The sequence below is a fragment of the Methylobacterium sp. J-072 genome, assembly GCF_022829425.1.
Classification (GTDB): domain Bacteria; phylum Pseudomonadota; class Alphaproteobacteria; order Rhizobiales; family Beijerinckiaceae; genus Methylobacterium.
This window is the reverse complement of the sequence record NZ_JAKSYK010000115.1, coordinates 1-14,293: the sequence shown is the minus strand read 5'-3', so window position 1 is coordinate 14,293 and position 14,293 is coordinate 1. Positions and strand designations below refer to the sequence as shown.

Annotated in this window: 16 protein-coding genes; 7 read left to right on the top strand and 9 right to left on the bottom strand. The window is 67.7% G+C overall.

Translation table 11 applies throughout. The annotated features are described in order from the left end of the window. Window positions 1–17: 17 nt before the first annotated feature. From MKK67_RS12895 to MKK67_RS12885, 3 genes are all read left to right on the top strand, one after another. Window positions 18–284, top strand: coding sequence for a hypothetical protein (locus MKK67_RS12895; RefSeq protein ID WP_243965336.1), 267 nt, complete (start codon window positions 18–20; stop codon window positions 282–284). Between the two features lie 98 nt (window positions 285–382). After that, window positions 383–553 (top strand): hypothetical protein, encoded by a 171-nt coding sequence (locus MKK67_RS12890; protein WP_243965530.1) that lies wholly within the window; start codon window positions 383–385, stop codon window positions 551–553. 336 nt (window positions 554–889) lie between these two features. Beyond that, window positions 890–1,588 carry a YidB family protein gene (locus tag MKK67_RS12885; protein ID WP_243965333.1) on the top strand — a complete coding sequence of 233 codons (699 nt, stop codon included), beginning with the start codon at window positions 890–892 and terminating at the stop codon, window positions 1,586–1,588. A 317-nt stretch (window positions 1,589–1,905) separates the two neighbouring features. On the opposite strand, the gene MKK67_RS12880 is transcribed toward MKK67_RS12885, so the two are convergent. The 6 genes from MKK67_RS12880 to fabD all read right to left on the bottom strand — a co-directional run bounded on the left by MKK67_RS12880 (window position 1,906) and on the right by fabD (window position 6,781). Beyond that, window positions 1,906–2,247: a DUF6883 domain-containing protein gene (locus MKK67_RS12880; RefSeq protein ID WP_243965331.1), complete on the bottom strand. Its 342-nt coding sequence runs from the start codon at window positions 2,245–2,247 to the stop codon at window positions 1,906–1,908. Continuing rightward, window positions 2,244–2,495, bottom strand: coding sequence for a DUF4926 domain-containing protein (locus MKK67_RS12875; protein WP_243965329.1), 252 nt, complete (start codon window positions 2,493–2,495; stop codon window positions 2,244–2,246). Before MKK67_RS12875 ends, MKK67_RS12880 begins: the two co-directional genes overlap by 4 nt. Window positions 2,496–2,850: 355 nt before the next feature. Continuing rightward, the gene (gene fabF / locus MKK67_RS12870) at window positions 2,851–4,113 is read right to left on the bottom strand and encodes a beta-ketoacyl-ACP synthase II (protein ID WP_243965327.1); all 1,263 of its coding nucleotides are present in this window, start codon (window positions 4,111–4,113) and stop codon (window positions 2,851–2,853) included. Between the two features lie 172 nt (window positions 4,114–4,285). Further along, on the bottom strand, window positions 4,286–4,525 hold the full coding sequence (locus MKK67_RS12865; protein WP_007559070.1) for an acyl carrier protein: 240 nt from the start codon (window positions 4,523–4,525) through the stop codon (window positions 4,286–4,288). A 336-nt stretch (window positions 4,526–4,861) separates the two neighbouring features. Next, window positions 4,862–5,599 (bottom strand): 3-oxoacyl-[acyl-carrier-protein] reductase, encoded by a 738-nt coding sequence (gene fabG / locus MKK67_RS12860; protein WP_243965323.1) that lies wholly within the window; start codon window positions 5,597–5,599, stop codon window positions 4,862–4,864. Window positions 5,600–5,839: 240 nt separating this feature from the next. Further along, window positions 5,840–6,781, bottom strand: coding sequence for an ACP S-malonyltransferase (gene fabD / locus MKK67_RS12855; protein WP_243965319.1), 942 nt, complete (start codon window positions 6,779–6,781; stop codon window positions 5,840–5,842). Between the two features lie 619 nt (window positions 6,782–7,400). Between fabD and rpoZ the strand changes: the two genes are divergently transcribed. The 3 genes from rpoZ (at window position 7,401) to MKK67_RS12840 (ending at window position 11,271) form a co-directional block, all read left to right on the top strand. Next, on the top strand, window positions 7,401–7,811 hold the full coding sequence (gene rpoZ / locus MKK67_RS12850) for a DNA-directed RNA polymerase subunit omega (RefSeq protein ID WP_010685409.1): 411 nt from the start codon (window positions 7,401–7,403) through the stop codon (window positions 7,809–7,811). A 217-nt stretch (window positions 7,812–8,028) separates the two neighbouring features. Next, on the top strand, window positions 8,029–10,269 hold the full coding sequence (locus tag MKK67_RS12845) for a RelA/SpoT family protein (protein WP_243965525.1): 2,241 nt from the start codon (window positions 8,029–8,031) through the stop codon (window positions 10,267–10,269). Window positions 10,270–10,629: 360 nt separating this feature from the next. After that, the gene (locus MKK67_RS12840; protein WP_243965314.1) at window positions 10,630–11,271 is read left to right on the top strand and encodes an NYN domain-containing protein; all 642 of its coding nucleotides are present in this window, start codon (window positions 10,630–10,632) and stop codon (window positions 11,269–11,271) included. A 227-nt stretch (window positions 11,272–11,498) separates the two neighbouring features. Here the strand turns inward: MKK67_RS12840 and MKK67_RS12835 are convergent, their stop codons facing one another. Then, window positions 11,499–12,068: a peroxiredoxin gene (locus MKK67_RS12835; protein ID WP_243965311.1), complete on the bottom strand. Its 570-nt coding sequence runs from the start codon at window positions 12,066–12,068 to the stop codon at window positions 11,499–11,501. Window positions 12,069–12,145: 77 nt separating this feature from the next. After that, entirely contained in the window at window positions 12,146–13,039 is an 894-nt protein-coding gene (locus tag MKK67_RS12830) for a LysR family transcriptional regulator (RefSeq protein WP_243965309.1), read from the bottom strand. A 164-nt stretch (window positions 13,040–13,203) separates the two neighbouring features. Between MKK67_RS12830 and attM the strand changes: the two genes are divergently transcribed. Next, entirely contained in the window at window positions 13,204–13,995 is a 792-nt protein-coding gene (gene attM / locus MKK67_RS12825; protein ID WP_243965307.1) for an N-acyl homoserine lactonase AttM, read from the top strand. Window positions 13,996–14,079: 84 nt separating this feature from the next. Here attM and MKK67_RS12820 read toward each other — a convergent pair. Further along, the coding region (locus tag MKK67_RS12820) for a hypothetical protein (protein ID WP_243965301.1) at window positions 14,080–14,293 on the bottom strand (214 nt) is incomplete at its 5' end.

Sequence of the window (14,293 nt, the reverse complement as noted above, 5' to 3'; positions counted from 1 at the left end):
GAGGCCGGACGGCCGTGATGCTGCTGCTTGATGGATTCTGGCCCGGGCTCGCCGGGGCGGGGGCGCTCGGCTTGGTGGTCGGGGCCCTGGCCGGCTGGCCGGCCCGGCCGCTGGTGCCGCTCGCCTTGTGCGGGCTCGCCGCGCTCCTGGCGGCGCTGGCGCTCGGGGGGATCGTGCCGGGCCTGCCCGGCCTGTGGCTGGAGGGCGCCGGCCTGATCCTGCCGCCCTTCCTCGCCGGCTGCGCCCTGGGCGCCCTGGCGCGCCACTGGGTCGCCCGCCCGTAGGGCCGCGATCCACCGGCCGGATGGAACCGGTCGGCCCCCCGGCGACGTTGCTTCTGCGAGAATGGCCCCAGCGGCCTACAACCAGAAGAGGCGATCCGATGCCGAACCTGACGCGCTCCGCCCGCCGCTACGCCCTCCGCCTGCCGCGCCCCCGGGCCGGCGCCGCCGCCACCGGCCTGTTCCTGGCCGCACTGGCGCTCTCCGCCGCCACCGTCCCCCTGGCGCAGCCGACCACAGCCAGCACCGCCCAGGCCTCGCTGGCCCGCTGAGGAGTGACGGGGGAGGGGCGAGCTGGGAAATTTCACCGCCCGTCATGCAACCGCGACGCGCCCCCTCTCCCGTGCGGGAGAGGGTTGGGGTGAGGGATGCGACCTCTCCGGAAAGACCGGGTCCCTCACCCTGTCCCTCTCCCGCACGGGAGAGGGGGCGCGTGGCGGCTTTCGCAAGCCGAGGTGTGAACATCGTAGCCCGCACGGGGAGGGGACCCGCGCCACACCCGGCGGTGAATCGGGCCGTTCGCCCCACGGCGTCACACCACCTTCTGCAACCCCCACCCCCCACCCGCCGTTGTCAGCCCGGGCGAACCCCGCCCCGGAGGGACGCTTATGGGTTTGCTCGAATCGGCGATCGGCGGCGTGCTCGGTCAGGTGTTCGGCGGCCAGAAGCAGGGATCCGGGGGGATGTCGCCCCTGGTGAAGGCCCTGCTGATGCTGCTGCTCGCCAAGGGCGCCAGCGGCGGCTTCGGCGACATCTTTGGGCGCGGCGGCCGGGGTGAGCCGGGGCCCGAGGCCGACCGGTCCGGTGGCGCCGGCCCCTACGGCCGCGATCCGGGCCAGCATCCCGCCGATGCCGGCGGACGCGGCGACCCGGGCGACATCGGCGGCTGGGACCAGTCCGGCCAGCGCCGGGAGACCGGCCCCTCCGACCCGTCCCTGCCGCCCGGCGATTTTTCGGACCTGTCCGGCATGCTCGACGGCCCGAGCGACTCCGGCCCCACCGCGAGCCGCGCCGCCCCGGAGCATCAGGGTGATCTCGGGGGCCTCGACGGCCTGGTCGACCGCTTCCGCCAGGGGGGCCTCGGCGACGTGATCGAGTCGTGGATCGGCCCCGGCAGCAACCGCCCGGTGGCTCCGGCCCAGCTCGCCCAGGCCCTCGGCCCCGACACCCTCGACACCCTCCAGAGCCAAACCGGCATGGACCGCGAGGCGCTGCTCTCGCAGCTCGCCCAGGCGCTGCCGGAGGTGGTGCACGCGCTCACGCCCCAGGGACGGGTGCCGAGGGCGGAGGAGCGGCGGGGGTGGTGAGAGTTGCCGTCTCCCGTGTGCCTGAAAAACGGAACGCCTTGGTCCGTCATAAACAACCCGAAGCTTCGATCCTTTTAAGCAAAAGAGCTCAAACGATCGCCGACTGCCACGAACGGATTTGACGATCTCTTCCTCATCCTGAGATGCTGCGCAGCAGCCTCAAAGGAGCTCTCCTGGGATCACTGTTACCTCTGGAGGTCTTCTTCGAGGCCTACGCTACGCTTTGGCACCGCAGGATGCGGGGCGATGTTGGGACAATCATCAAAAATATTCGCCGCGTAGCCGATGTCCTCCTTCAACGGAGACCGGATCACCCGTCAGGATTTCCAAGGGTAAGCGGTGAGGAACCGCCACTGCGTATCACTGGTGACTTCCCAAACGCTGCGGAGCGACATGACACGTCCATCCGGCGCTTCCAGAGGGCCTTCGAACACGCGGCGCGGGAGGCCGAGTGGAAGCACCACGGCGCGCCCCGGCCAATGATCGACCGCGTGTTTCACCAGATCACCAGCGAGCCGTTCGGGCTCCTCCGCGGCATAGCCGAAGGCCAGCAGATACTTGGCTTTGGAGGCGCCATCGGCATGCAAAGGGTTGAGCAGGTAGCTGACGATCTTGGGCCATTCGACGGTCCAGACGATCGCTTCGACCTCGCCAGTCACACCGGCGCGCGCTCGACCAGTCTAATGTCCCCGGGCCGGACCGTCGCCAGGGCGCCGACCGGCGTCGGAAACTCGACCACATAGGCCTCACCATCGCGATAGACGCTGACGATGGTTCCCTCCGTGCCCGGTGCCAGCACATCGCCATCGTCGCTGGTTGCAGCGGCCGTCAGCGCGACCCGATCGAGATCCCGCAGACCCGACCGTGATGCGTCCTGTCGAAACTGGTAGGCGAATTCCAGCGTCATGGCCGCATGATAGGCGCGCTTCGGGATTGCGCAACCGCTCCGTTTTCCAAGATCGGACTCAAGATGATCCGGCCCCGGGGTGCCTATTGAACCGGTCTTTCCATCCTTACCCTCATCCTGAGGTGGCGTAGCGGAGCGGAGCCCTCGAAGGAGCCCTCCAGCCAGCCGCGTGATCCCTGGAAAGCTCCTTCGAGGCTGCTGCGCAGCACCTCAGGATGAGGTGGAAGATTGGGATCTCCGTCGGTCAGATCCGTCATGCGACTTGGATCGCGCAGGTAAACAGAGCAGGTAAACAGATTTGTGAGGCCAGCCGATCAAGCCATTGCTTGCGCGGTGCTGGAAACATTACCGGTTCTCAGGCGACCCGCCGCATCACCAGCGACGCATTCGTCCCGCCAAACCCGAACGAATTCGACAGCACCACGTCCACCTGCTTGCGCTTCGCCTCGAAGGGCACGAGGTCGATCTTGGTCTGGACGGAGGGGTTGTCGAGGTTGAGCGTCGGCGGGATCACGCCGTCGCGCAGGACCAAAATCGAAAAAATCGCCTCGACCGAGCCGGCGGCGCCGAGCAGGTGGCCGACCGAACTCTTGGTGGAGGACATGGTCGCCTGGGCGGCGGCATCCCCCAAGAGACGCTCCACGGCCTTCAGCTCCAGCTCGTCGCCCATGGGCGTCGAGGTGCCGTGGGCGTTGATGTAGCCGATCTCGGCGGGCGAGATGCCGGCGCGCTTCACCGCGGCGGTCATGCAGCGGAAGGCGCCGTCGCCGTCCGGGGACGGGGAGGTGATGTGGTAGGCGTCGCCCGAGAGGCCGTAGCCGACCACCTCGGCGTAGATTTTTGCGCCGCGGGCCTTGGCGTGCTCGTACTCCTCGAGCACGACGATGCCGGCGCCCTCGCCCATGAGGAAGCCGTCGCGGTCGCGGTCGTAGGGGCGGGAGGCCTTTTCCGGGGTGTCGTTGAAGCCGGTGGTCAGCGCCCGGCAGGCCGAGAAGCCGGCGATCGACAGGCGGTTGACCGGCGATTCGGCCCCGCCCGCCACCATCACGTCGGCGTCGCCGAGCGCCACCAGGCGGCTCGCGTCGCCGATGGCGTGGGCGCCGGTGGAGCAGGCCGTGACCACGGCGTTGTTCGGGCCCTTGAGGCCGTAGGCGATCGAGACCTGGCCGGAGGCAAGGTTGATGATCCGGCCCGGGATAAAGAATGGCGAGATCCGGCGCGGGCCCTTCTCGTGGAGGGTGACCGAGGCGTCGTAGATGCCGCCGATGCCGCCGATGCCGGAGCCGATCAGCACGCCGGTGGCGCACTGGTCCTCGTGGCTCTTGGGGTGCCAGTTGGCGTCCTTCAGGGCCTCGTCGGCCGCCGCCATCGCGTAGACGATGAACGGATCGACCTTGCGCTGCTCCTTGGGCTCCATCACCGCGTCGGGGTTGAAGGTGCCGTCGGTGCCGTCGCCGAACGGGACCTGCGCGGCGACCCGGCAGGGCAGGTCGGCGGATTCGAAGCCGCGGATCGGGCCGGCGCCGCTGTCGCCCGCGATCAGGCGGCTCCAGGTGTGCTGCACCCCGCTGCCGAGCGGCGTGACCATCCCCAGACCCGTGACCACCACCCGCCGCATGCTACCTGTCCCGTCTTAGGAGCGCTCCCCCGCCGCCATCGACGCCGGCCATCCCCGGAGCGCATCTCGTACAACCGATCGCGGCCGGATCCGTGCCACGGAACCGCGAAACGCAGAACGGCGCGGGGGCTGCTTCGCCTCACCCGCGCCGCGTGAAACCGAATCCGGCGCCTCAGGCGGCCGAGTTCTTTTCCAGAAACTTCACCGCGTCGCCGACCGTCTGGATGGTCTCGGCGGCATCGTCCGGGATCTCGACGTTGAATTCTTCCTCGAACGCCATGACCAGCTCGACCGTGTCGAGGCTGTCGGCACCGAGGTCGTCGATGAAGTTGGCGCTCTCGACCACCTTCTCGGGCTCGACGCCCAGGTGCTCGACGACGATCTTCTTCACGCGCTCAGCGATATCGCTCATCGGTCTTCCGTCCTCGTCCTTTTGGTCTGTCAGTCGTCTCGGGGTGGTGCCGTGGCCGCGCCGCGCCCCTGCGGGCTTGTTGGCGGGCCGGTGTCGATCGCGCGTGTTTCGAGGTGAACCGGGACGGCCCCGCCGGGGGGCCTTGGACTGAAAACCCGCTGAACCGTCAACCCCCTGTACGGCTGCGGGGCGTGGTAGCACAGGGTTCCCGCCCTGGCGAGAGCCGTTCAGATTCCCTTCATGGGTGTGGCACGCGCGTGTCGGATGGGTCGATTCGGAGTTGGCTTCCGCATCATCGCCGTCCGAAAGCCGGAAGCCACCTTTCGGGATGATGCGCTAGAACATCGCCATGCCGCCGTTCACGTGCAGGGTCTGGCCGGTGACGTAGGCGGCCTCCGCCGACGCCAGGTAGATGCAGGCGGCGGCGACTTCCGCGCCCTCGCCGAGGCGCCCGGCCGGCACCCGGGTCAGGATGCCCTCGCGCTGCTTCTCGTTGAGCGCGTCGGTCATCGGCGAGGCGATGAAGCCCGGCGCGATGCAGTTGACCGTGATCCCGCGCGAGGCGACCTCGGCGGCCAGCGCCTTGGTCATGCCGACCAGCCCGGCCTTGGCGGCGGCGTAGTTGCCCTGGCCGGGATTGCCGGTCGAGCCCACCACCGAGCCGATATTGACGATCCGCCCGGCCCGGCGGCGCATCATGCCCTTCACGGCCGCGCGCGAGAGCCGGAAGGCGGCGGTGAGGTTGACGGTGAGCACCTGCTCCCACTCGTCGTCCTTCATCCGCATGAACAGGTTGTCCCGGGTGATGCCGGCATTGTTGACCAGGATGTCGAGGGGCCCGATCGCCGCTTCGGCCGCCGGGACCAGGCCCTCCACCGAGTCCTTGTCGGAGAGGTCGGCCGCCACCGGGCTCGCCCGCTCGCCGAGTTCCGCCGCCAGGGCCTCCAGCGCCGCCGGCTTCGTGCCCGAGAGCGCCACGGTGGCGCCCTGGGCGTGCAGCGCCCGGGCGATCGCCTGGCCGAGGCCGCCGGTGGCGCCGGTCACGAGGGCTTTGCGGCCGGTGAGATCGAACATGCTGGTTTCCTACGTTCAAGAGCCTGTTTGAGCGGTCCGTCCCCTCCACACCCTCATCCTGAGGCGCCGGCCGATCGACGATCGGGCGGCCTCGAAGGAGCCCTCCAGATCGCGCGGCAATCCCTGGAAGCCTCCTTCGAGGCTGCTGCGCAGCACCTTAGGATGAGGGGGTGGTTGGGAGATCCTCCGGTTCGAACCGTCCTGCGAAAGCGATCACGCGGCCACACAGAATCGAAAGATCTAAAGCGCGAAGGCCGCCACGTCCGCGGGGGTGCCGATCGCCGTGGCACTCGCCTGGGGCGCGATGCGCTTGACCAGGCCGGTGAGCACCTTGCCGGCGCCGAGCTCGTAGAACCGGTCGACGCCCGCTGCCGCCATGGCGGCGACGCTCTCGCGCCAGCGCACCGTGCCGGTGACCTGCTCGACCAGGGCCGCCCGGATCGCCTCCGGATCCGACACCGGGGCCGCCGTGACGTTGGCGTAGAGCGTCACCCGGGGGGCGTTCAGGTCGACCTCGGCGAGGGCTGCGGCCATCGCGTCGGCGGCGGGCGCCATCAGGCGACAGTGGAACGGTGCGGAGACGTTGAGCATCACGGCGCGCTTGACCCCGCGCTCCGTAGCAATGCCGACGGCGCGCTCCACGGCCGCCCGCTCGCCGGAGAGCACCACCTGGCCGCCGCCATTGTCGTTGGCGACGTCACAGACCGCGCCGTCCGATTCGAGGGCCGCCGCCTCGGCGATCCCGCGGGCTGCCTCGACATCGGTGCCGATCAGGGCGGCCATGGCGCCGATTCCCGGCGCCACCGCTGCCTGCATGGCCTCGCCGCGCAGGCGCAGCAGCCGGGCCGCATCCGCGATGGAGAGGCTGCTGGCGGCCGCGAGCGCCGCGTACTCGCCGAGGGAATGCCCGGCCACGCAAGCCACGTCCCGGGCGAGGTCGAGGCCGCGCTCGGCCTCCAGCACCCGCAAGGTCGCGAGGCTCGCCGCCATCAGGGCCGGCTGGGCATTGGTGGTGAGGGTCAGTTCTTCGACCGGCCCCTCGAACATCAGCCGCGAGAGCGGCTGGGACAGGGCGTCGTCGACTTCGTCGAGCACGGCCTTCGCCTGCGGGAAGTTTTCGACGAGCGCCTTCGCCATGCCGACCGCCTGGCTGCCCTGGCCGGGAAAGATGAGTGCGCGCATGGCTTGTCTGATCGCTCTCGCCGTGCGGCGCGCGAACGCCGCCCCTGTCGGCCGAAACACCTGGAATAAGCGGCGCGCACTCGCACCCGAGGCAGCCCGTGTCAACAATGCGTCGCACAATCCGCGACGGGCATCACGCTGGTGTTTCAAGGCGTTGGCGGCGCTATCGGCTCTCCCGTGCGTCGGGCGAGGTTGGGATCCGGCGGCGGCCATTCCCACGACAACCCCGTCATCCCGGGGCCGCGAAGCGGAGCCCGGGATCCAGAAACATAAGTCGCGCAAGGTGTTGCATCGGCGGCGGTTCTGGATCCCGGGCTCGCCTGCGGCGCCCCGGGATGACGGGGAGGATGCCCAGGCCGTCGCGGACCCGCGTATCGGTGGAGGTTTTCCGGCTTGGGCGATCCGAATTTGGGCGATCCGAAGCGTTCAACCCCATCGGCCATTTTCCGCGCGGGCCTTCCGGGTCCGAGCGTCTCGACGGGGCAGGGGCATTGCCCCGGCCACCGCCCGCCAGACGCGCGCCCGGTGCAACCCGCTGTGCTTGTTGCACAACGGCATTCCGTGTAGAGTGGCGCCACACCCGACATCACCCGTCGCTTAAGCTGAGGAGCCGCCCCGCATGGCGCGCGTCACCGTCGAAGACTGCATCGAGAAGGTCGAGAACCGGTTCGAGCTGGTGCTGCTGGCGAGCCACCGGGCGCGCCTGCTGGCCGCCGGCGCCCCGCTGACCATCGATCGCGACCGCGACAAGAACCCGGTCGTGGCCCTGCGCGAGATCGGCGACGAGACGATCACCGCCGACGATCTCAAGGAACAGCTGATCCACTCGATGCAGAAATACGTCGAGGTCGATGAGCCGGAGGCCGAGACCGTGCCGCTGCTGTCGAGCTCGCCGGCTGCCGCCGCCGTGGCCCCGCAATCCTCCAGCGACGATGCGGCGGTCCAGTTCGACCGCATGAGCGAGGAGGACCTGCTGCGCGGCCTCGAGAACCTCGCCCCGCCGGTCGAGACCGACGACGAGGGCGAGTAAACCCGGATACAGTGAGCCGCGCCACGTGGGCCTGGATGATCACGACCTGAACGAGACCGGACCCGGCGGAGACGCCGGGTTCTTGCGTTCGGACGGCGATACGGTCGCAACCGGCGCTTTTCCGCCGCCGGGGGCTGGCGCGGGCACGCCGGTTGCGGGAGAGTCGGGCGTGACCCCGACCCCGCGTGCCATCCAGGAACCGACGACCTCCCGGCGGATGATGCGCCAGTACGAGCTCGTCGAGCGGGTCAAGCGCTATAACCCGGCTGCCGACGAGGCGCTGCTCAACCGTGCCTACGTCTACGCCATGCAGGCGCACGGCACGCAGAAGCGGGCCTCGGGCGATCCGTTCTTCGCGCATCCGCTCGAAGTCGCCGCGATCCTCACCGACCTGCATCTCGACGACGCCACCATCGTGGCCGCGGTCCTGCACGACACCGTGGAAGATACCGAGGCGACGCTGGAGGAGATCCGCCGGCTGTTCGGGCCGGAGATCGGCGCGCTGGTCGACGGCCTGACCAAGCTCAAGCGCCTCGATCTCGTCTCCAAGCAGGCCGCCCAGGGCGAGAACTTTCGCAAGCTGCTGCTCGCCGTGGCGGCGGATGTGCGCGTGCTGCTGGTCAAGCTCGCCGACCGCCTGCACAACATGCGCACCCTCCAGCACATGCGCGAGGACAAGCGCCACCGCATCGCCCAGGAGACCCTGGACATCTACGCGCCGCTCGCCGGCCGGATGGGCATGCAGGAGTTGCGCGAGGAGCTGGAAGACCTGGCCTTCCGCAACATCGAGCCGGAGGTCTACGCCACCATCACCCAGCGGCTCGCCCGCCTCACCGCCAAGTCCGAGCGGGTGGTCGAGACCATCGCGCAGGTGCTGACGGAAAAGCTCTCCGCCCAGGGCATCACCGCCGAGGTCAGCGGCCGGCAGAAGCGGCCGTTCTCGATCTGGTCGAAGATGGAGCGCAAGTCGGTCGCCTTCGAGCAGCTGTCCGACATCTTCGGCTTCCGGGTGATCGTGGACACGGTCCAGGATTGCTACGCGGCGCTCGGCATCGTCCATACCAGCTGGCCGATGGTGCCCGGCCGGTACAAGGACTACATCTCGACCCCGAAGCAGAACGATTACCGCTCGATCCACACCACGGTGATCGGGCCGAAGAGCCAGCGCGTCGAGCTGCAGATCCGCAGCCGCGCCATGGACGACATCGCCGAATACGGCATCGCCGCGCACGCCCATTACAAGGAACTCGGCAAGGACGTGCCCAAGGAGCCGGGCAGCGTCCACCCGAAGCTCGCGGCCGAGAGCGGCGCCTACCAGTGGCTGCGCCGGACCATCGAGCTGCTCGCCGAGGGCGACAGCCCGGAAGAATTCCTGGAGCACACCAAGCTGGAGCTGTTCCAGGACCAGGTGTTCTGCTTCACCCCGAAGGGGCGGCTGATCGCCCTGCCGCGGGGCGCGACGCCGATCGACTTCGCCTACGCGGTGCACACCGATGTCGGCAACTCGGCGGTGGGCGCCAAGATCAACGGCCGGATGGCGCCGCTGCTGCACGAGCTCGCCAACGGCGACGAGGTCGAGATCAGCCGCTCGGACGGGGCCTCGCCGCCGGCCGCCTGGGAATCCCTGGTGGTGACCGGCAAGGCCCGGGCGGCGATCCGCCGGGCGACCCGGGCGGCGGTGCGCCGGCAATATGCCGGGCTCGGCCGCCAGATCCTGGACCGCGCCTTCGAGCGCGCCGCCAAGACGTTTTCCGAGGACAAGCTGCGCGGTGCCCTGCCGCGGCTGGCCCGGGCCACCACCGAGGACGTGTTCGCGGCGGTGGGGCGGGGCGAGATGTTCTCCGGTGACGTGGTCCGGGCGGTCTATCCCGACCACCGCGACGAGCGCCGCCCGTCGACGCCGCAGGGCGCCCTGAACGGCGCCGGCCGCCTCGTGCGCTCGGCCGACCAGACCATGCGGCTGACCTTCCCGGCCACCGAGGGTGGCAAATCCGAGGGCCGCAGCGACGCGATCCCGATCCGGGGCCTGGCCGGCGACCTGCCGGTGACCTTCGCGCCCAATGGCGGCGCGGTTCCGGGCGACCGGATCGTCGGCATCCTGACTCCCGGCGTCGGCGTCACCGTCTACCCGATCCAGTCGGCGGCGCTCGCGGCCTTCGACAACGAGCCCGAGCGCTGGCTCGATGTCCGCTGGGACACGGAGGCCTCGGGCACCGAGCGCTTCCCGGCCCGCCTAGCGCTGAAGTCGATCAACGAGCCCGGCGTGTTCGCCCAGATCGCCCAGGTGATCGCCGACCACGACGGCAACATCGACAACATCTCGATGAAGCGCCGCACCCAGGACTTCACCGACATCACCATCGACCTGTCGGTCTGGGATCTTCAGCATCTGACGGCAATCATCGCCGAGCTGCGCGGCAAGCGCCCGGTCAACAGCGTCGAGCGCGTGAACGGCTGAGATGTTCTTCCGCCCGCACGGGCGATGGACCTCAGGTTTATCGGATTAACCGAGGTCTATCGTCCCAGTCGCGTGACGCGATACGCCGCGATACGATTTTTCTATCGACCCCCCGGGGAAACGGCGCTATCGAGAGCCACATTCCTTCCGGTTGACTTGACAGGGGTATGTTTCGCCCGAATGGTCGAGAAAGCCCGGGCGACCGTCGTCCGGAAGGGGACCGCGCTTTTCCGTCCCGGCTTTCATCCCTCTCGGCATTCGATCGCAACGATGCGGCCCCGGGCTTTCCGCCCGGATTTATCCCAGCCGTTTCAGCACACGATTTCCGGCAACCCGTATTCTTCAGGATTCGACCCATCCATGGCAGCACCGCAACGCAGCGCTCTCTTCATCGACGGCGCGAACCTCTATGCGACCACCAAGGCCCTCGGCTTCGATATTGATTATAAAAAATTACTCAAGGAATTTCAGGCTCGCGACACCCTGCTGCGGGCGTTCTATTACACCGCCATGATCGAGGATCAGGAATATTCCTCGATCCGGCCGCTGATCGACTGGCTCGACTACAACGGCTACCGCGTCGTGACCAAGCCCGTGAAGGAGTTCACGGACTCGATGGGCCGGCGCAAGTACAAGGGCAACATGGATATCGAGCTGGCGATCGACGCCCTCGAGCTGAGCCCGCATATCGACCACATGGTGCTGTTCTCCGGCGACGGCGATTTCCGCTCGCTGGTCGAGGCGATGCAGCGGCGCGGCGTCAAGGTGACGGTGATCTCCACCATCCAGACCCAGCCGGCGATGATCTCGGACGAGCTGCGCCGACAGGCCGACGAGTTCGTGGATCTCGCGAGCCTGTCGGGCCGCATCGGCCGCGAGGCGAGCGAGCGCCCGGTCCGGGCGGCCGGCGAGACCGCCAGCCGCTACCGCGGCGACGCCCGCCCGAGCCCGGCCCTCGAGAACCGCTACGGCATCCGCCAGCCGGAATCCGAAGAGGGCTGAGTGCCTGTTTGACCGGTCATTCCCATTCTCGACCTCATCCTGAGGTGGCGTCGCGGAGCGGAGCCCTCGAAGGAGCCCTCCAGCTGGCCGCGCGATCCCTGGAGGGCTCCTTCGAGGCTGCTGCGCAGCACCTCAGGATGAGGGGAGAGATGAGGATCTCCGTCGATCAGAACCGTCCTTCGACTGCGATTGCGCAGTCAAACAGGCTCTGAGACCAGGGTTAACCTTCAGGCGCTGCCGCCGTCGAGCCAGTCGATCACCTGCTGCGCGCCGCGATCGGCGGGGAAGACCGGGTAGAACACGCGGGCGACCACGCCGTCGTCGATCACCAGGGTGAGGCGGCGCAGCAGCACCTGCCCGCCCGCCTCGAAGACCGGCAGGCGGGCGGCCATCGCGAAGGCCCGGTGCGGATCGGCCAGCAGCGGAAACGTGAGGCCCAGCCGCTCGGCCGCCTCCCGCTGATAGGCGCTGGTCTGGGTCGAGAGGCCGAAGACCTGCGCGACTCCGCGCTCCCGCAGGGCGGCATGGTGATCCCGGAAATCGCAGGCCTGCGGGGTGCAGCCCCGGGCGCCGGGAATCGCGTCCCAGTCCGGCGTCAGGGCCGGCTTCCCCGGCTCGCCCGTGCGCGGATAGGCATAGGCCACGGTGCGGCCGGATAGCTTCGCGAGCGACACCGTCGTGCCGTCCGTCGCGGTGAGCGCCACATCGGGCAGCTTCATCCCGCGCAGGTGATCGGCCGCGCCGTCATCGACGGGGGCGGGGAGGTCGGTGGGCAGGGTGTCGGGGTTGGGGTGCATGGGGGGCCTCGCTCAAACCACGTGTGCCTCCGGTGCCACATAGGCAAGGATCGAAAGCGATGGTCCGGAATCGGCGGTTATTGCACGATTTCTGGCACATGCTCTTTGAGCAAAGATAGCGTCACCCGGGTTTTCGGGGGGACTGATTTCGATGCTGGGTAAAGCGCGTGGAGATCGAAGCCCGGCACCTCGTGATTCGGCAGAAGCCGTATCAACCGGCCATCCCCCAACGCTTCGGTGCAAGCTGGTTCCTGCAGCACGCCGATCCCGGCGCCTTCCAGCAGCATGGCATACAGGGGGCGCCAATGGCTCACGGTCAGGACGATGTTGAGGGGAGCCAAGTCGGTCTGCCGGTCCACCGAGATCAGGGGAAGCCGCCCGTCATTGAACAAGCCCGACACCCGCAGAAAGGGATGATCGACGAGATCATTTGATCTTTCCGGTATCCCGATTCGGTCGAGATAACGCGGTGCCGCCACCAAGATGCGTCGGATGTGGCCGAGCCGAACGGCAACGAAGTTGCCGATGCCGCAATCCCCGAGACGCAGGGAGATATCGACACCTTCCGTCACGGGATCGACGATCCGGTCATTGAGCACCAAGTCCAGTTTGAGCTGGGGATGGCGCTCGCGCAGGCGACACAAAATCGGCGGCAGGACGATTTCGCCGACCCCATGAGGCGCGGCGATCCGCAACGTGCCGCGTAGGGGCTGATCCTCAGCCGTGACTGCCAGCGCGCTGTCGGCAGCGTCGAGCACCACCTTGCTGCGTTCGTAGAAGGCTGATCCGACATCGGTGAGTGTGATCGTGCGCGTGTTTCGGCGCAGCAAGCGCGCTCCCAGATGGGATTCCAGTCGGTCGATTCGCTCGCTGACGGCCGGCTGGCCGATCGAAAGGTCGCGAGCGGCGGCCGACATGCTGCCCCGCTCTACGACCCTCACGTAAACGCGCATCGCGGCCAGCAAGTCCATGGGCACACCTATCGGTCCCGCCGATAAATCAATGCGGACAAGCCGCTCTACCGCTTTGGCAACCGATAGCTGACCGTGTCGATGCAGCGAAGAGGCTGCGAGTCGCGTGACCCGATCGGCATGCAGGCTTCGATATCGTCGCAGCGAAACCGGAGATGGCACCTATGAGCAAGATTCGGCTGTATATGCTTCAATCCGGCACTCAGATTTGCAAAACTCGCAACATCAAGATGAACCAGGGCGACGACAGAGATTACGAAATACCGATCCCCTGGTTTTTGCTGCTTCACCCCAAAGGAAATGTCGTAATCGATGGTGGCCTCGCGGCTGAAGGCTTAGCAGATCCCCGGTCTTATTGGGGTGGCGCCGTCGACAGTTACCAGCCGGTTATGAGCGATGACCAAGGATGTATCAAGCAACTGATGATGCTCGGACTGACGCCCGAAGACATCCGCTTTGTCGTGCTGTCACATCTGCATTCCGACCATACAGGCGCGATAGGGCGCTTCCCCCGAGCAACGCACGTCGTGCAGCGGCGCGAATATGAGTATGCGTTTACACCGGATTGGTTCGCTGCGGGCGCCTATACACGTGCGGATTTCGATCGCCCCGGGCTACAATGGCAATTTCTAGAGGGCGCCGCGACCGATAACTATGATCTTTACGGCGATGGGACGCTCCGAATGGTATCTACGCCCGGCCATACACTGGGCCACCAATCCTTTTTAGTGACGTTGCCCAAGAGCGGATCAATCCTGCTGGCGGCCGACGCGGTCTATACGCTGGATCATTGGCGCGAGACGGCTCTACCCGGGTTCCTTGCGTCCGCTGTCGATACGGTGCGGTCAGTCCGCAAGTTGCGGTATCTGGCGGAGCAGCTCGGAGCGACCCTCGTGCCAGGGCACGATCCCGAGGTTTGGCCCGGCTTCAAACTGGCACCCAGCTATTACGACTGACGAATATCTCTGTCTCAGTTGAAATTCCGCTACGCTGCTCCAGCAGAGTGCAATTGAATGCTTAGGTCAGTTTCGGCCTCACCGTCATTGCGAGCGCAGCGAAGCAATCCAGGGACGCGCTACGGTCGGAGATCGCGCGCCGCGCTGGGTTGCTTCGCTGCGCTCGCAATGACGAAATGGCTTCGAAGCGATCAACCGGAAACCGGACCACACCGGCGGCTGATCATCGTCGCGGTCGTGATATGGAGCGTGCGATGGCAAAGTTGGGTCCGCGAACCGCGCGCGACGCATTTCTTGC